Source organism: Fictibacillus arsenicus (assembly GCF_001999465.1).
Lineage (GTDB): Bacteria > Bacillota > Bacilli > Bacillales > Fictibacillaceae > Fictibacillus > Fictibacillus arsenicus.
Window position 1 is genome coordinate 389,796 of the sequence record NZ_MQMF01000002.1, and the last position, 15,919, is coordinate 405,714.

Here is a 15,919-nt window from a genome sequence, read left to right on the forward strand (position 1 = left end):
ATATGCTACTTTAATGATTCTAAATCTCGATTATATTTTCCATGTCATAATAATCTGAGTAATCCACTCCATCATCATTCAGTATGAATTTGTGTGTCCTAAGCAGTGATAACCTGAGTGATTCAGGCATTCCTTCTTCTTCATACGCACACATTATGGTCAAGCCTAAGTCGGCTGAAAGTTTATCGACTACCTTTTCAAGTTCTTCCACTATAGCGAGGGGTCCCTCTATCGTGCTCCATTCTACATGTGTCCAGGTGCGTATGGACTTGTTCTGATCCAATAAAGGCTTGTACATTTTCTCTATATGACCAAGAATTGCTGGAGGGTGATAGCTTCCGGTAGAAAAATAAAAATCGAAGTTATTTACGATATGAATTTTCTCTAGTTCATTATCAGTTAAATGAATCTTCAACTCTCTCATTACAAAAGGTAAATACTTCTCATTTTCAATCAGAATAATAGATTGATCTTTTGCAATCCCATCCAGGATATAACGGACGACCGTTTTCATGTAATTATCCATACTGTTAAAGGCATAGAGCAAATGTGCACTTTTATTACCTAATAAAAGTTCATGTAATTTAGTTTTCAAGAGTTTACCCTCCCCGTTCTTTAATTTTTTCAATGTATATTCTTTAAATTCTTTATCTTTTACAAAAATCCTCTACTAACTGGGCTGAGACAAATAAAAAAAGCGCTCATATAAGAACGCTTTTATTTCACTTATTTTGTTTTTAAAGTAGAAAGCATTGCCCAAATCGCTTGCTCCCACTCAGCCGTTTTTTTATGTTTTGGAAGATTGATTGTGTATTTCACTTTATCTCCGCTCTCGAGCTTCTGGATAACGATAAATTTCTTAAAGGAATCTTTTGACGCTGTAATAAAGAGTTCAGTAGATTCAAATGCCGGACCTGCCGTTTCGACTCCGTTTACCTCTTTTACTTCTCCAACAGCCTCAAGCTCATCGTGCGCCCATTTTTTAAGATCTTCGATAGATGCATCTTCTGAGAGAGGTTCTATTCTGACGAACGTTTCTGCGAACTCTGTAGCAAACATTACGTCTTTTCGCGGTTCTTCAGCAGTAAACTCAAAATCATCTATTTTATAAAAGTAGTAATCTTGTTCACTCTCTGTCAGAGCAGCTTCCTTCTCAATCGGGTTTCCATTGACATCATATTTAAGAGTTTGTGAGGCAGCCGGTTCACCTGTTCCAGATTCAGCAGCTGTAATCTTTTCGAGAATCCATTGATCATTTTCGTTTTCTTATAAACGATCGAAACTTTTGATCCATCTTCTAAATTTGCAACAGTATCCCGTACTTCATCAGTCAATCGTAGGACAAGCGTATCACCCGCTGCTTCTACTTCAATAGAATTATTGTCGATCTGTCCAATGTAAGTACCTTCCTCTTCAATGGATGCAGCTGGTTCTGCTGCTGGTTCTTCTTTTTGATCTGTGACTTTGACCTTTTCTGATATCTCTTTAGTCGCTTCTTTTTTCTCTGTATTCTTTGCTTCTCCGCTGCAGGCGGATAATATTACCGCAAGCGCTAAAATAAAGCTCTTCAACCATGTCTTTGTTGTCATGACTCATCACCTCATTAATTTAGACGACACTTACAAAAAAATTGTTACATCCTGGCAATAACGCCTTTAATAGTTAAAAAAATATGTCGATATAAAGACAAGTACTTTACCATTTTAAAACGGAGATGAATAATTTTGAATCCATCATTTGCCTCAAATTTACAAACGAACAAGCTTGTGACCAAAATGTTATGGGGAATGTACTTTCTTGGTCTCGGAAGTACATATGCGAGTACAAAAACCATTAACAGCGTTATGTTTTACGGTATATCAGGGTTAGTAATTCTTCTTTCACTCACGATTTGGACTTACCGAAAATGGGCGCCTCATGCTGTTCAATATTACGTTGTTATTGGTTTAACCATCTTAACCGTTGTCATGGCACACTCGAATCCGAAAATATCCACATACTTGATGACTTATGTATCACTTGCCGTTATAACGCTATACCATAATTACATTTCTATCTTACTATCGGGTGTAAGCGGAGTATTGTTAACCAATTTTTTCTTTTTTCAATATAAAGATTCCATGTTTGCTGGGCAAGATCCTAAAATCATCATTTCACTAAATGTTTTTCTAATTGTCATTACGGGGGCTCTTGTTGCCCAGGCAAAAATGGGTCAGCGTATGCAGGAAAATATTCGAAAAGCTGAAAAGCAGGCCGAAAATGGTAAGGTTATGCTTGAACATTTATTGGCAAAGGTTAAAGAAGCGACTGAAAATCTGCACATCTTCAGCAAGTCTGTTAGAGAAAACGTTACAAGAACCGGAGAGATCTCAAGCAACATCACATACGCCTTTACCGAAGTCGCTAAAGGAGTTGAGTCTCAGGCAGTTAGTGTTGGCGGGATGAACGAGTCTGTAACGAACACAAACGATGTTGCAAAAGGACTATACCAGCACTCTAACGATATGAAAAAATTATCTGAAGAAACAGCACAAGTTACTAAGGCAGGAGAAAATCAAGTTTCGGAACTGTCGGCCAAGATGGAAGAAGTCAGTGAACTCATGCACCAAACGAACTCATTAATGCACGAACTGAACGACCAAAGCGAATCTATTGAAGGAATTCTCACGACCATTGAAGAAATCTCTTCACAGACAAATCTTCTTGCACTGAATGCAGCCATTGAAGCTGCACGTGCTGGGGAACAAGGTCGCGGTTTTGCGGTTGTTGCTGATGAAGTTCGCAGGCTCGCTGAAGATTCACAAAACTCTACTAAGCAAATTGCCAGTATCCTTGGTGATATACGCAATAAAGCCAAACAGGCTGCACAATTTGTGGACGGCTCCCAAGGTGTTGTTAGCTCAAGTCTTGAAGCAACCCAGAAAACAGCGGACAACTTCGGGCGTATTTTAATAAATACAGATCAAGTAGCTGCTCAATCCTCTCAAGTACAAACATTGATCAATCAGCTTTATGAATCAACAGGTTACATCGTTGGAGAAATCCAATCTGTTTCTGGGACTGCAGAAACATCAAGCGGTGCTGTTGAAGAAGTTTTAGCAAGTGTAGAAGAGCAGCACAGATGTGTGGAAGAAGTCGTTGCGAGTTTCAACAAATTAGAATCGTTAACAGCCGAATTGAATGAACTTGTAAAAGAATAAATGTCCGAAATGCCTTTTCATGTTACCGTGAAAAGGTATTTTTAAGGAGGTTATCATGCATACACATAAAGGTATTTATTGTATCTGCACAAATGACAATGGTCACCTGCTCACTGTAGAAAAGAACGGTGGTCCTTATAAAAACCGGCTTGACCTTCCTGGCGGTACCCCTGAAAGTGGTGAAACAGAGATTGAAACCGTTGTGCGGGAGGTGTTAGAAGAAACCGGTTATAAGGTTCTTACCGCTATTAAAATCGGTGTAAGATGCTATGAACTTCCGTGGACATACAAACAATGGACGTATTCTCAGCATACGGCTGTTTATTTTTTATGTACGGTGGATGAAAACCAAAAGAGAATTTTAGCTGAAATTCCTGACCAAGATTCTGATGGTGTTCTATGGATGGATTCTGAATCTATAAAAGAAGGTTGGTGTTCTCCCCTTGTCATTGAAGCCGCAAACTACCTATTAGAAAAAAAGATACCAGCTGAAAGAAAGTCTTATCAAACATGGGAAGTTCTGCAGCATCCAAGATACAAATAAAAAAACCGCCAAAGGCGGCTTTTTTAATAGCAATAAAACGAACTGATCTGGCGAGTGTCCATCCCGAAGTATACCCAGCGGCGTCCTGTCCAGCGGAATCCTGCAGCAGTACCTCTGCCTACGAATATAAGCCATGCCCAGAAACCTGGTCCCCACGTTGGCCAGATGTAAACGTAACGAAACAGGCAATACCTTAATGTAACTGGTGCAACTGCGTAAGCACCAACTTGGCCGCCGCCTCCACCGTGTAAGCTGTAAGCCTGGGATTGTGAAGGAGTAAAACCTGGAGGCGGTGATGTTGGTGCCGTTCCGCCTCCCCCGCCGCTTGGAGGTCCGCCTTTTCCGCCTGGTCCTTTACCGCCCGGTCCGCCTGGAGGAGGTCCAGGTGGTCCGAATCCCTGTCCGCCGCCTGGAGGTCCAAACCCTTGGCCTCCGCCTTGACCTCCGCCTTGACCCGGAAAGAAAGGAAAATATCTTTGCGTCAAAATATTCATCTCCTGTATATATTGTTTGTGCTCAATTTAGCTTATTCATCTAGTAACCCAAACGTATAGACAAGTATCCCGTAATTCCAAATAAATAGGATTGCTGTTCTATTGTTTAGGGTATATTACAGGAAACATCTTTGTTATTAAGGAGGCTGATATCATGGGACGCATTAGTAAAGGTATAAAAGGAATGGCAATTGCCTATTTGATTAAGCAAGGAAAAAAGAGATTACTACCGATTATAAAACGAAAACTTAAAAGCAGATAAAGAAATGACCCATATTCACTGGGTCTTTTTTATGGAGTTGTTTGGATGGCAGTACAGTGATTAATCCCCGAAAATTGTCAAGGATTGCAGACTCGTGGGTATGCAGTTAAAACTCGTGGATAAAATGGTAAAACTTTTGGATTCATGCCTTAATCTCGTGGATTAAAAAGGGTTTTATTTGGATTGATTTCAAATGACCGACATTTTAACTGCTTCCAAGTCTCTATCAGTCATTGTTCTCCCTATATATCCTCATTTCATCCCTTAAGAAACGCACCTCAAACTCTACCATGGATTCACCGAGCTCATTTTGGAACGTTCGATAGAAGTTTTGATTGCTTTCCAGCAGTAAATTCTTAATTTTTGACTGATTGCCGTCTCTTACTAGCTGATCTATTGCATAATAGCTTTGGCGGTATGGAAGATGCGGAGAATTTCTGCGGTTTTCATTTGCCCATTCACTTACACTTTGGATTCGTTTAAATGGAATGAAATGAAGCGGAATAAAACTGGGGATCTTTTCAATACTTGCCCATCCAACGTACTCAGCTATACCTTCTTCAAACCATCGAGGTAAATGCCCGTTAACAAGTCCCCTTTGTCCCAGATAGCTTACAATCCAATGGTGAGTATACTCATGTGCGGTTAGTTCTAAAAAAGGTTCATCATTCTCTTCCATTTGATCTGTAAGTAAAAGATGTATCGTTTCTTCTGTCGGAACATACATGCCATGTAAATTTTCATAGGAATGAATGGGCAGCTGTTTTTGAAAGTTCTCTGGATTTCTATATAGAATAACCGTAACCGGAACTGGCTGGTGGACATCAATCAACTTTTCATTCATTGTGATAACTTTTCTTATATGCTTTATGGCGAGGTTTGCGAAATGTTCATCTCCTGGTCTAAAGAATACTACTGCCTCTTTCGATGATTTAACGTTAAGGGTTTGAAGGAAGTCAATTCTCTTAAATAAGAATTGATTATCAAAAAAAAGGGATTTTGTATAAAACTGATTTTTAGCCCGTGCAGGTAAATCTGGAGTTAAGGTATGATGAAGGAAAAAATTGAATGAAGAAAAAAGAGCTGAGGATAAAATAACAGTTATAACGATACATATAAGTCTGATTCTTTCTGCTTTAGATTTAATGAACCTCTTAGCCAAATAAAATTTAATACTTGAAACGATCAAGATCACACCGAGTAATATTCCTAATATTTGATCCGTTAATAGAAACAAACCATAAATCAGTAACAACAAGCATATGCAGTGACCAAAAGTTTTAGTGATAAGATAAAGCCTGTTCAAAATAAATAATCCCCTTTTTTGAGTAATTTCTAGAAGTTGTACTATTATCAATATGCACTCCATAAAATCATAGTGAATCCAAGTTTTACAGGAGGCGCTATGACCGGATACATTGTTGAAGGAAAAAGTGATCAACTGAGAGTACAAAGTGTAGATCCGCATGCTCATTTTGTTATTTTGAATGGCATTTCATTTCGTCATAAAGAAAGAAGAGCGATTGAAGAAGCATTAACAATTTGTAATGAGGTGTATGTATTAACAGACCCTGATGAGCCTGGTGACAAAATCGCGAAAAAGATCATGGAGGCTTATCCAGAAATAAAACGAATTCCTATCGATCCTAAAAAGGCTAGAAATATAAGAGAACGGCACTACAAATACGGAGTCGAATACTGCTCTAATCAATATTTAAAGGAAACACTGCCTGGTATTTAAACTAAGAATTCTTTTTGTTCGTATTCCTTCCCTTTAGAACTCAATAAACTTTACAAACAATTTAAAAAAGAGACTGCAGAGAATTTCTCCGCAGCCTCCATTTTATTTTCTTTCAAAGAATTCAAGCGACTCTTCATCAGGACCGTAAAAGAAGAAGTATTTTCCGTTTGGCAGTTCAGTAATTTCATTGTCTTTTAACTGAACGCCTTTTCCCTTTAAGATCTCGAACTTTTCTTCGATGTTCGTCACGGAGAAAGCAAGATGATGAACTTTCCCTTCATTCGTTACTTCTTCTGGATAGCCAGCGATCAATTCAACTAGCACCTTCTCTTCTAATCCTAAAAATACTAGTTCTACTGGGACGCTTGTATGATCAAAACGATCAAGCAGCTTTAATCCTAAAATTTCCGTATAAAATGAAAGTGATTTTTCCATGTTCGTTACCATAATCCCCGTATGTTCAATTCCTGTAATCATGTGTGCAAACTCCTCTCTTATGTTGAAACAGATTGTTCACCTGCTAAATTCTTACGAATAGATTCCCCATATTGAAAAAACGGCAAAGACAATAATGAAATTAGTGTGAGGCTCCCAAAAACATAGAATCCGTGTTCAAAACCGAAAGCATCTAAAAGGAGACCGCCGATCCACGGACCTGCACTGAATCCGATTGAGCGAAACGACATCGCTCCAAAATATGTACCTCTCATATGGTCTGGAGCAAGGTCGTCTAGTAATACGTCACTCATTACAAAAACGATTATTTCTCCTACAGTTAGAAACACCATGCTTATTACGAGGAAAAACCAGTTTGTCGATAACCCGAATCCTAGTAAAGCAAGACTAAAGGCAATGCTTCCAAAACGAAGTGCGTTCATCGGCTGAAACCTTTGAACATAGTTCGTAACCGGAAACTGTAATATCAGCACCGTTATGGCATTTGTAACGACTAGATACGCAAACAATTTAACACCGTTTTCGAATTGTGGGGCATTCCCTATATATTGCGCAAGTGTTGTATCCATTTGTGACTGTGCCATCATCACAATTGTGTTTCCTATTAAAAAAAATGCCAAGATTCTATCTTTTGACAGGACCGTCAATGCAGATTTAATAGAAAATTTCCTTTCTTCACCGGCTTTTAATTCTGCCGAATAACCTTTTAGCGTAACGATAATCAATAGCCCGTATACGAGATATGCTGCAGCAGTGATATAGAATGCACTCGTTGAAGAACTCGTTCCAAGGTATGTCCCTGCAACAGGCCCGATCGCAGCTCCAACATTGATAGCAAAATAACGGGCATTAAAAACCCGCAAGCGATTTTCTTTCGTAGTAACATCTGCAAGCAATGCTCTTGAAATCGGCTCAAACCATGATCGGCAGAGACCGTTTAACATATTCAGCAAAAAGAAGTGCCATAACTGTTCAGCGATTGCAAAACCTGCAAAAACCATACTCCATGTTAAGATAGCAGCTGTCATCACTGGAAGTCTGCCTATTCTGTCAGAGAGATACCCTCCAAAGAATCCTCCGAAAGTTCCAGTAAGGGCACTGACACCGATAATCAAACCTACCATAGCAGGTTCGATTCCTTTTTCGCTGTACAAATAGATCGCTAAAAATGGCATCGTCATAAAAAATGCTGCGCGCGTAAAGAGTGTTCCTGTTATGATTACAATGACCGCTGGATGCCACTTTGCAAAAAATCCTTTCATCTCCATTCCTTCTCTCGTCTATTCTGTTTTATAACTTTATCACTTTTTTTTGTTAGATTGAAAAGAAAATTTACATTTTTTGAAACTTTCTTTTATTTGATTCGTCTGATATAGGTGTACCCCCCTTTCCCGGAAAAGAGCCCTCCCCTTACATGGGCTTTTTTCTTTTTGTTTTTTATAGGTTATTTTCTAAAATAAACGATCTTTTCTAAAGAATTGTTGCTACAAAGAAGTTTTTTATGAACCTCCTTCATTGAATAGTTAATTGAAGCGGAAGGACGAGACTCCAGCAGGATGAGTGGGACAGGTGAGACCATTCAATGGCGCAAAGCGACGAATGGGCTCACCGCACACCCTGCGGAAAGGGAGTCCTGAAGTGGAAATTAACCTCATTCAAAAGCTACAACGCATTGAGGGAGACTTGCGAGATTTTTTGAATAATAGCTTTTCTTTAGTCCGTCAACGCGACTTTGTCACAAAGTGATAACGTTTATCAAAAAAATCACATATTCCTTATAATTTTTTTGAGACTTGCTATATTATAGACATCCCTATCAACAACCCCCTTTTTTCATTGTTAAGAACGAAAAAGAGCGCAAAGAAGGAGTTCCTTCTAAGCGCTCTTTTTTCTGCTCTTTATTCACATTCATCGCCATCACAAAATTCCATCTTCTCGTCCCTGATCGCTCCTCTAAGAGCACGTTCAATATTTGCCTGCGGGTGCAGTCCTTTTAATACTCTATCTCCGATAAACATTGTAGGAACAGCTGTAATTTGCACTTCTTCAAACGCTTGCCGTAAGTATTCTTCTCTTTCGCTGCTGAATTCACGTGAAACGAGTGCTTGCTCAAAGGATTCTCCATCGAGTCCAGACTCTTCAGCAATACTGCGAAGCACTTCGATCTTTCCGATGTCTTTACCCTCTTGATAAAAACTGATAAAGACACGATGTGCATATTCTTGCTCTTTATGATGCTTTTTAGAATATAAAAGACCCTCATGTGCCAGGTGTGTATGAGGCTGAGGTGATACTTTCGGCAAAATCATTTTTACTCCCATCTTTTGTGCGAGTGGAAGTACAGATTCCTGCCATGCCCGCTGAATATAATTTCCCTCGGGCTTTAACGTCTCTTCTGGATAAGGATGCAATTCAAATGGCATCCATTCGATTTCGACATCTTTATCCTTAGTGGCCTTTAATAGCGGAGCCTCCGCTAAAAAACAATATGGTCAAACGAAATCTGAATAAACTTTAATCTTTATAGTCATATCCCATCTTCCCTCCCATTACTTATTTCTTCATATTTATTAAACCCTAAGCGTGATTCTCCATAATCCCGACAAACATTCTCTGTTCACCTTTTGCAATACGTGATATATTTAGAAGGGCTTACAAGCCATACATACCATATATTGATTTACATACATATGAACCACTCTTCGCTTTAGCACCATTGTGTTTTAGCATTTCATTTTAGGAGGATATACCGTGATTTTAATGGCAGGTATGATCGGAACAGGCAAATCTACGTATGCTGAATTTCTGAGCGAACAGCTAAGCAGCGAGATTTTTTACGAAAGCGTCGTTGATAACCCTATTTTACCCGATTATTACAAAAACCCGAAGCGATGGGCTTTCCCGCTTCAGATTTATTTTTTAAATACACGTTTTAAAACGATTCGCCAAGCTAGAACAAGTCCCGATAATGTATTGGACCGCAGTTTATATGAAGACTTGATTTTCGCTGAACTGAATTTTGACTCTGGAAATATGACACAGCTTGAATTTGATACGTATAAAGATCTGCTTGAAACAATGATGAACGAAATCGATAAAACTCCTAAGTCTCGCCAAGATCTGCTCATTTATTTAGACAGTGATCTGGATACCGTTTTAAACCGGATTAAACAAAGAGGCCGTTCTTATGAGCAAATTGAAGAAAACCCTGAACTTCTAGCTTATTACAAAACTCTTCATGGAAAGTATAAGGACTGGATTAAAGCATACAATAAGACCCCTGTATTGATGATCGAGAGTGACCAATACAATATTTTTGACAAAAATGATCAGGATAAAATTATGGCACTTGTTAGAAATGAGCTTAAGCGTCTCGATGCTGTTGAGCAGCATTCTGTTGTTATGCATGAAACCCGCTAAATTCACAAACACTATATGGACAAACAAGCTTTAAGGAGTGAACATTTTGTTTACACTATTCTTTATCTCAATGGCTGTCCTAGTTGCTGCAGCTGGATTATGGTGGACAATGAAAGTTGCAAAGAAACAAAAAGTCTACACTGAAGACGAAGTAAACCCTGCTGTTTCAAGACATCCAGCGGTTCTTAACCCTGTTTTTATTACGTACGCCGGGTTTACAGTAGTAGTCATTATCATTATTTACATCGCATTCTTCGTTTATTAATAAAATGAAAAGGCCTGAAGACTATTCGTCTTTAGGCCTTTTTTCAAGATCTTGCGGTTTTTCTGGATTCCAAAAGCTCATCGTTTCAATAAATTTTCTTGTTTCTTCTTGACCGAGATCATGGATAATTTGGTAAGCTTCTTTTAATTTTTGATCGTATCTGTCATTGTCAGAGTCATTCGAGTAAGGTACATATGGCAAATGGGTTCTTACAAACGTGTCATTCGCTGTACTATCCAGCTCACTGAACTTTTTTTCGAGTTTTCTTACATCTTCATCTGAAGCTGATATCTCGAACTGAAAAGTTGATGCAGTCTTTATAGGCAAGATCTCTCCGCTCTCAACGTTCACATAATAAGGTCTTTTCTCCAAGTGACGCCCTCCTTTTTTCTATATTTTCCGCTACTCGCTTATTTTTATGTAAGGCTCTTTACTAAAAGATTGTTGCTGCAGAAAGAATATAATAAGCTCTTCATTGAATAGTTAATTGGAGCGGAAGGGCGAGACTCCAACAGGATGAGTCGGACAGGTGAGATCATTCTATGACGCAGAGCGGGGAATGGGCTCACCGCACACCCTGCGGAAAGCGAGTCCTGAAGCGGAAATTAAAGACTTACAAGAGCAACAAAGCCTGATGTAAAACTCACCACCATCTTTTTTTCTTAAAATAACCTATTACCATTACAGCTAAAGCTAAACAAAGCGTTAATACATAGAAATAGCCATAACGCCATTTCAGTTCAGGAATATATTCAAAGTTCATTCCATATAAACCGGCGATAAAAGTAAGAGGGACAAAGACTGCGCTTACTAGGGTAAGTGTCTTCATAATACGGTTCATGTGATCCGATTTTAATGACATCTGAAGATCTAGAACACCCTTTAAGTTCTCTTTAAAACTGTCAAATGCGGTTGTCACTCTTGAGAATGCTGAGAGAAGATCCTTGAAGTAAAATCCTGATTCCTCATTAGCAAATTCAAAATCATCATGACCCATCTTCTGTATGATACTCTCTTCAGCCTCCACGTATTGCCTTAACTTGTGTAATCGGGTTTTCCACCGGTATACTTTATGACCGATCTCACGTTTTAACGGATCAACAAACACACTTTTTTCGAGCTCTAAAAATTCATTAGAAAGCTGATCGACCACTTCTAGATAAGAATTGACGATATCTTTCATGAAATAATAAAGCATATAGCTGATGTCCTGCATATGCTCCGGATTTTCTGTAAAGTCCTTTACGAGCGCTTCTCGAAACGGAATCTTCCGTTCAGACATCACAATCAAATATTGTTCACCAATTAAAAGATTAATCCTGATTGGTTCTAGACTTTCCGTTTCTAAGTAAAAGGTAGAAACAACAGCGTGTTTTGCATACACGTTTATACTCGGATGTTCTGGAAACGTGGTAAATGCAGAAACTGCTAGATGATGAAGGTCAATTCTTTCAAGAATAGAGTCGTGCTGCATGTCTTCAGGAGAATCATAAAATAGCCAGACCGTTTCACCCTGATCGGGAACTTCAAAATGCTTGAGCCTGACCGTTTCGTTCTTCGATTTTAAGTATTTCAGCATTACATCTGCTCCAGTCCGTTTTTCAGTAGCTTTCCCTATGAAACGATTCAGCATAACAAAAGGATTATTGTTTAATTAGAGAGTTGATGCGAGTGTAATGAGAAGGCATTTTCACTTTAATGGAACATAACTTTTTAAGCCGGACATTTTTAGATGTAATTTTTTATTGTTCGGTTGAGAAGAGAAATTGTACGGTTATCGCACTTTTTTGTTCGGTTAGATTTGATTTTTGTTCGGTTATCCGAAATTTTTGTTCGGTCTCAAAATCTTTTGTATTTTTCACGAAGAATCAGCAGAAAAAATCCGCGTGCAAGCCTCGTGCGGAGACATGATGGACATGGCGTAAGAAGAAAAAGACCCTTAAGCAAGGGCTGCTAAAGGGTCACATGACTGATACTTTTTACTTTTTTGACGACGACACGATCTCCATGTGCAGGGGGCTGGGATGTGACAAGAAACTCAGCTGGAACACCGCTTTCGTTTCGTACTTGATGAGGTGTGCCCGCGGGGATCTCTATTCCTTGATGAGCGCTGAGCACGCATTCTTCACCGTCTTTTTCGATGACGATTTCTCCGTTTAAAATAAAGAAAAACTGACGGGAAAACACATGGTAATGTCTAACCTCTGCTGTCTGCGGAGGCATTTTCTCATGGATGATACTAAGATCATCCTGTTTAAGGAGATGCCATCCATCACATGCATTCCCCCATTGATAATGTTCAGCATTTAACGTGCTTATTTTAGACATACATCCTCCAATTACTTCTTCAAAACGTCCTCCAGATTCACTTTCATCCGCTGTGCAGTAGGCGGACAGGTCAAGTTATGCTGAAACACTTTTTGGTTAATGGACTCTACTGTTTTTTTGATGTTATATTCAACCGTGTACGTTTTTAGCTCTTCTTTCAATACGTCTATCTCTTTGCCAAGTTTCACCCAATTGGGCAAAACATTATTATCTTTCATTACTTTGTGCAGCCTTTTTTCGGGATTGTAGACAAGATCTTCATCAATATTTAGCGGTTTGCCCATACCTTCCAGATTATCAAAAGCCCCTTCCTTACGCGCACGATTCACGATCGCTGTAATATGATCTTCATAGTACCAGGCGTTTGTCTGCTCGTCCTTCATTAGAATTTCTCGCTTCTGCAGTTCCTTTTCATAAGACGGTTTTTTGTTCATTGTAAAAACCTCCAGGAATAAATTTACTTCTACTATATAGTTTATGTAAACTTTTCCATTTGCCTTGTACGAGTTATGTCAGATTAGTAGCGAAATTGTGAAAAAATTACGAACTCTTTTCATCACCTTTAAAGTTTCTGATGAAAGGGAGTGAGAACACGAGTAAAGCCACCAGCATCTCCATTGAACCTCCCCACACAAATACATCTGCTGCTCCTATCTTTTCAATGAGAAGTCCCGCGGTTCCTGCTGCAATGGGTTCAGAAATTCCCATAATAATGACCATGATTCCTATTACACGGCCGAACAGCTTTGGCGGAATTAAAGCATGATTTACGCTCGGAGCGATAACATTAACCGCTGCTTCAAGAAAACCGACCATGGAAAGCAAAAGCAGAAGAACCGCCAGCTCTTTTGAAAAGAAACCGATCAGGAAAATACTTGCCCCCTGCAGGAAACACGTTAATAACGTCATATAAGGCTTAGGTTTATGAATCACAAATAAAGAAAAAATGACTGCAGCCACAACACTTCCAACCGCAAGTGACGTATGTGCCCAGCCGTACCCTTTAATTCCAAAATCTAAATCCTTCATTAAAAAAGGCAGACTTACCATTACAGCACCCACCGCTGCATTTGCAAAAAAGGCGAAGACCGCCATTGTTGCAAGAACAGGAGCACCAACGAAGAACGAAAATCCTTCTTTAATTCCTGCAAAAAAGGAAGTTGTTCTTTCTTCTGGCTCCTCTTCATTCATCTTAATAAAAATAAATAAACCTGCAGCTGTAAAGAATGCAATTCCATTTAACAGGAAAGCTATTTTAGCTCCATACATGGCATACAGCAGTGCGCCAAGAGCTGGACCTACAACGCTGGCGGCCTGACCAGCCATCATGAGAAGGCTCATAGACTGTGTATAATGTTTTTCTGGAACAAGCCGTGTCCGGAAGGTTATACCTGCTGGTTCACTAACTGCATCGATCAAGCCGAAAAGTACACCCGTTATATAAAAGAAATAAATAGAAGGGTCTCCAGCTGCAATAACAGCAAACAATAACAGCAAAATACTGCCTCTTCCAATAGCTGATCCAATCAATATTCTCTTTACTGAGAACCGATCTACTATTGCTCCTCCAAACAAAACAAATGAAAATTTCGTCAGCGTTACAAGCAATATGTACGTACCAACAATGACGGGTGAGCCTGAAATCTGAACGAGCAGCCACATTAATGTGATCATAAAAATGCTGTCGCCCATGGCTGTTAAGATTGAACTAAACCAAAAATACAAAAAACTTTTATTGCGAAAAATCTCCCCTGAAAGCTTCATAACCATTAATCTCCTGACCTTTTATCTATCTAAACTCATTATAGGAAAATTCAGACAGGAAAACGATCATTGATTTAATATTTTATTACAACAAAGCTGTTTCTGCGATTCAAATTGCCATGTAAGTGTTGATTTCCGTTTCAGGTACTCGCTTTCCGCGAGGCGTGCGGTGAGCCTTCTCGGCGCTTTGCGCGATTAGAAGTCTCACCTGTCCCGCTAATCCCGCAGGAGTCTCGCACCTTACACTCCAATCAACTTTTCAAAGAAGAAAGGAGAAAAAATAAATAGCATATATCTTTTTGAAAAGAGTTTTAGAAAGAAAGTAAAATAATAGAGGAAGCACGTTTGCTCCCTCTATGTCTGTCTCGTATTATTTTTCTAAAAAGTACTTCTCAAGATCATCAATCATAAGGTTAGCAGCTTTTACTCCGCCGGCTGTGTTCCAGATTGCGTCACTTACTTTGTGTGCATTTCCTTCTTTTACAGCTCCAAGATTTTTCCAAAGCGGGTTGTTTGTCCATTCTTTTTCTGTTTCAGTTGCTTTTCCGTCTCCTGTTTCATAGGTGAAGTAGAACAGCATGTCGCCATCCATATCAGGAATGCGTTCTTGTGTTACTTCTTCTGCGAAGTCAGGATTGTTTTGATCACCAGGACGAGCAAATCCGATCTGCTTAAGAATTACACCAGAGAATGAATCCTGATGGTAGATACGAGATTTACCAGGCATGAAACGTACCATTGATACTTCTGTTTTCAGCTTGTCGCCAGCTTCTGCTTTAAAATCTTCAATACGCTTATCGAATGCAGCTAATACTTCTTTACCTTTTTCTTCTTTGTTTAATGCTTTTGAATAAAGTTCGAAGTTAATTTTCCAGTCACCGCGAAGATCTTCAGCAAATACAGTTGGTGCGATTTTATTAAGCTCATCGTACTGCTTTTCTTGACGCATTTTGTTACCGATAATTAAGTCTGGTTTTAGTGCAGCAATTTTCTCAACGTTAACCGCGCTTTCGTCACCAACTACTTCAACGCCATCCATATCGTCCTTAATATGGTCATACCAAGGATCGCCTAACCATGATTTAACCGCTCCAACTGGTTTTACGCCAAGTGCTAGAACAGCTTCAGTTCCTTCATTCGTCAAAACAACAACACGTTTGTTGCTCTTCACTTCTGTAGTCCCCATTGCGTGTTCAACTTTATATGAAGAATCAGATCCGCCTGATTTTTCTTCCTCTTTCGCTTTTTCTTTTCCGCCGCATGCTGCTAATGCAAGCATTAATGTAAGTACGGCTGCAAGAGCTAGCCATTTGTATGTAGTCTTTTTCATTCTGTTGTCTCTCCCCTTCTCAATTATGTAAATGATAATGAGAATCAATTACAATTCGTATCATAATACGAGGATGTATACGTTGTCAATAACTAATTGATAATGATTTTCAAAG

18 protein-coding genes and 1 pseudogene are annotated in these 15,919 nt (G+C 39.1%); 5 read left to right on the forward strand and 14 right to left on the reverse strand.

Features of this window, described 5'->3' with window-relative positions; genetic code table 11:
- Positions 1 to 19: 19 nt before the first annotated feature.
- The 3 genes from UN64_RS09045 to UN64_RS09055 all read right to left on the reverse strand — a co-directional run bounded on the left by UN64_RS09045 (position 20) and on the right by UN64_RS09055 (position 1,589).
- Positions 20 to 595 carry an MEDS domain-containing protein gene (locus UN64_RS09045; RefSeq protein WP_077361886.1) on the reverse strand — a complete coding sequence of 192 codons (576 nt, stop codon included), beginning with the start codon at positions 593 to 595 and terminating at the stop codon, positions 20 to 22.
- 131 nt (positions 596 to 726) lie between these two features.
- Positions 727 to 1,059 (reverse strand): hypothetical protein, encoded by a 333-nt coding sequence (locus tag UN64_RS09050; RefSeq protein WP_077361889.1) that lies wholly within the window; start codon positions 1,057 to 1,059, stop codon positions 727 to 729.
- 77 nt (positions 1,060 to 1,136) lie between these two features.
- The gene (locus UN64_RS09055; RefSeq protein ID WP_077361891.1) at positions 1,137 to 1,589 is read right to left on the reverse strand and encodes a hypothetical protein; all 453 of its coding nucleotides are present in this window, start codon (positions 1,587 to 1,589) and stop codon (positions 1,137 to 1,139) included.
- 135 nt (positions 1,590 to 1,724) lie between these two features.
- On the opposite strand from UN64_RS09055, the gene UN64_RS09060 reads away from it, so the two are divergent.
- Together UN64_RS09060 and UN64_RS09065 are read left to right on the forward strand one after the other, a co-directional pair.
- The gene (locus UN64_RS09060; RefSeq protein ID WP_077361893.1) at positions 1,725 to 3,200 is read left to right on the forward strand and encodes a methyl-accepting chemotaxis protein; all 1,476 of its coding nucleotides are present in this window, start codon (positions 1,725 to 1,727) and stop codon (positions 3,198 to 3,200) included.
- A gap of 55 nt (positions 3,201 to 3,255) precedes the next feature.
- Positions 3,256 to 3,744: an NUDIX domain-containing protein gene (locus UN64_RS09065; RefSeq protein ID WP_077361895.1), complete on the forward strand. Its 489-nt coding sequence runs from the start codon at positions 3,256 to 3,258 to the stop codon at positions 3,742 to 3,744.
- A 23-nt stretch (positions 3,745 to 3,767) separates the two neighbouring features.
- Here the strand turns inward: UN64_RS09065 and UN64_RS20860 are convergent, their stop codons facing one another.
- Both UN64_RS20860 and UN64_RS20865 read right to left on the reverse strand, forming a co-directional pair.
- A complete protein-coding gene (locus UN64_RS20860; RefSeq protein WP_171978842.1) occupies positions 3,768 to 4,229 on the reverse strand; it encodes a hypothetical protein in 462 nt (153 codons plus the stop codon).
- A gap of 497 nt (positions 4,230 to 4,726) precedes the next feature.
- Positions 4,727 to 5,344, reverse strand: coding sequence for a hypothetical protein (locus tag UN64_RS20865; RefSeq protein ID WP_171978843.1), 618 nt, complete (start codon positions 5,342 to 5,344; stop codon positions 4,727 to 4,729).
- Between the two features lie 561 nt (positions 5,345 to 5,905).
- Here UN64_RS20865 and UN64_RS09080 point away from each other — a divergent pair.
- A complete protein-coding gene (locus UN64_RS09080) occupies positions 5,906 to 6,241 on the forward strand; it encodes a ribonuclease M5 (protein ID WP_077361901.1) in 336 nt (111 codons plus the stop codon).
- Between the two features lie 102 nt (positions 6,242 to 6,343).
- On the opposite strand, the gene UN64_RS09085 is transcribed toward UN64_RS09080, so the two are convergent.
- The 3 genes and pseudogenes from UN64_RS09085 to UN64_RS09095 all read right to left on the reverse strand — a co-directional run.
- Positions 6,344 to 6,718, reverse strand: a complete 375-nt coding sequence (locus tag UN64_RS09085; RefSeq protein WP_077361903.1) for a VOC family protein — start codon at positions 6,716 to 6,718, stop codon at positions 6,344 to 6,346.
- Positions 6,719 to 6,735: 17 nt separating this feature from the next.
- Positions 6,736 to 7,959 (reverse strand): MDR family MFS transporter, encoded by a 1,224-nt coding sequence (locus tag UN64_RS09090; RefSeq protein ID WP_077361905.1) that lies wholly within the window; start codon positions 7,957 to 7,959, stop codon positions 6,736 to 6,738.
- A gap of 636 nt (positions 7,960 to 8,595) precedes the next feature.
- A pseudogene (locus UN64_RS09095) lies at positions 8,596 to 9,177 on the reverse strand (DsbA family oxidoreductase); the annotation flags it as partial.
- A 280-nt stretch (positions 9,178 to 9,457) separates the two neighbouring features.
- Here UN64_RS09095 and UN64_RS09100 point away from each other — a divergent pair.
- Complete coding sequence (locus UN64_RS09100) at positions 9,458 to 10,117, forward strand: deoxynucleoside kinase (RefSeq protein WP_077363685.1); 660 nt, start codon at positions 9,458 to 9,460, stop codon at positions 10,115 to 10,117.
- Between the two features lie 46 nt (positions 10,118 to 10,163).
- Positions 10,164 to 10,382: a hypothetical protein gene (locus tag UN64_RS09105; RefSeq protein ID WP_077361909.1), complete on the forward strand. Its 219-nt coding sequence runs from the start codon at positions 10,164 to 10,166 to the stop codon at positions 10,380 to 10,382.
- A gap of 21 nt (positions 10,383 to 10,403) precedes the next feature.
- Here UN64_RS09105 and UN64_RS09110 read toward each other — a convergent pair whose 3' ends face one another.
- The 6 genes from UN64_RS09110 to UN64_RS09135 form a co-directional block, all read right to left on the reverse strand.
- Positions 10,404 to 10,754: a hypothetical protein gene (locus UN64_RS09110; protein ID WP_077361911.1), complete on the reverse strand. Its 351-nt coding sequence runs from the start codon at positions 10,752 to 10,754 to the stop codon at positions 10,404 to 10,406.
- A gap of 271 nt (positions 10,755 to 11,025) precedes the next feature.
- Positions 11,026 to 11,961: a magnesium transporter CorA family protein gene (locus UN64_RS09115; protein WP_171978844.1), complete on the reverse strand. Its 936-nt coding sequence runs from the start codon at positions 11,959 to 11,961 to the stop codon at positions 11,026 to 11,028.
- 374 nt (positions 11,962 to 12,335) lie between these two features.
- Positions 12,336 to 12,710 (reverse strand): cupin domain-containing protein, encoded by a 375-nt coding sequence (locus UN64_RS09120; protein ID WP_077361915.1) that lies wholly within the window; start codon positions 12,708 to 12,710, stop codon positions 12,336 to 12,338.
- A gap of 11 nt (positions 12,711 to 12,721) precedes the next feature.
- Complete coding sequence (locus UN64_RS09125) at positions 12,722 to 13,144, reverse strand: DnaJ family domain-containing protein (protein ID WP_077361917.1); 423 nt, start codon at positions 13,142 to 13,144, stop codon at positions 12,722 to 12,724.
- Between the two features lie 106 nt (positions 13,145 to 13,250).
- Positions 13,251 to 14,474, reverse strand: a complete 1,224-nt coding sequence (locus tag UN64_RS09130; protein WP_171978845.1) for an MFS transporter — start codon at positions 14,472 to 14,474, stop codon at positions 13,251 to 13,253.
- Between the two features lie 370 nt (positions 14,475 to 14,844).
- Complete coding sequence (locus tag UN64_RS09135; RefSeq protein ID WP_077361921.1) at positions 14,845 to 15,804, reverse strand: ABC transporter substrate-binding protein; 960 nt, start codon at positions 15,802 to 15,804, stop codon at positions 14,845 to 14,847.
- Positions 15,805 to 15,919: the final 115 nt, after the last annotated feature.

Coding starts and splice junctions, on each gene's coding strand:
- UN64_RS09050 (WP_077361889.1), bottom strand. CDS start 1,059: ATGTTTGCTACAGAGTTCGCAGAAACGTTCGTCAGAATAGAACCTCTC.
- UN64_RS09055 (WP_077361891.1), bottom strand. CDS start 1,589: ATGACAACAAAGACATGGTTGAAGAGCTTTATTTTAGCGCTTGCGGTA.
- UN64_RS09065 (WP_077361895.1), top strand. CDS start 3,256: ATGCATACACATAAAGGTATTTATTGTATCTGCACAAATGACAATGGT.
- UN64_RS20865 (WP_171978843.1), bottom strand. CDS start 5,344: ATGAATGAAAAGTTGATTGATGTCCACCAGCCAGTTCCGGTTACGGTT.
- UN64_RS09080 (WP_077361901.1), top strand. CDS start 5,906: ATGACCGGATACATTGTTGAAGGAAAAAGTGATCAACTGAGAGTACAA.
- UN64_RS09085 (WP_077361903.1), bottom strand. CDS start 6,718: ATGATTACAGGAATTGAACATACGGGGATTATGGTAACGAACATGGAA.
- UN64_RS09090 (WP_077361905.1), bottom strand. CDS start 7,959: ATGAAAGGATTTTTTGCAAAGTGGCATCCAGCGGTCATTGTAATCATA.
- UN64_RS09100 (WP_077363685.1), top strand. CDS start 9,458: ATGGCAGGTATGATCGGAACAGGCAAATCTACGTATGCTGAATTTCTG.
- UN64_RS09115 (WP_171978844.1), bottom strand. CDS start 11,961: ATGCTGAAATACTTAAAATCGAAGAACGAAACGGTCAGGCTCAAGCAT.
- UN64_RS09120 (WP_077361915.1), bottom strand. CDS start 12,710: ATGTCTAAAATAAGCACGTTAAATGCTGAACATTATCAATGGGGGAAT.
- UN64_RS09125 (WP_077361917.1), bottom strand. CDS start 13,144: ATGAACAAAAAACCGTCTTATGAAAAGGAACTGCAGAAGCGAGAAATT.
- UN64_RS09130 (WP_171978845.1), bottom strand. CDS start 14,474: ATGAAGCTTTCAGGGGAGATTTTTCGCAATAAAAGTTTTTTGTATTTT.
- UN64_RS09135 (WP_077361921.1), bottom strand. CDS start 15,804: ATGAAAAAGACTACATACAAATGGCTAGCTCTTGCAGCCGTACTTACA.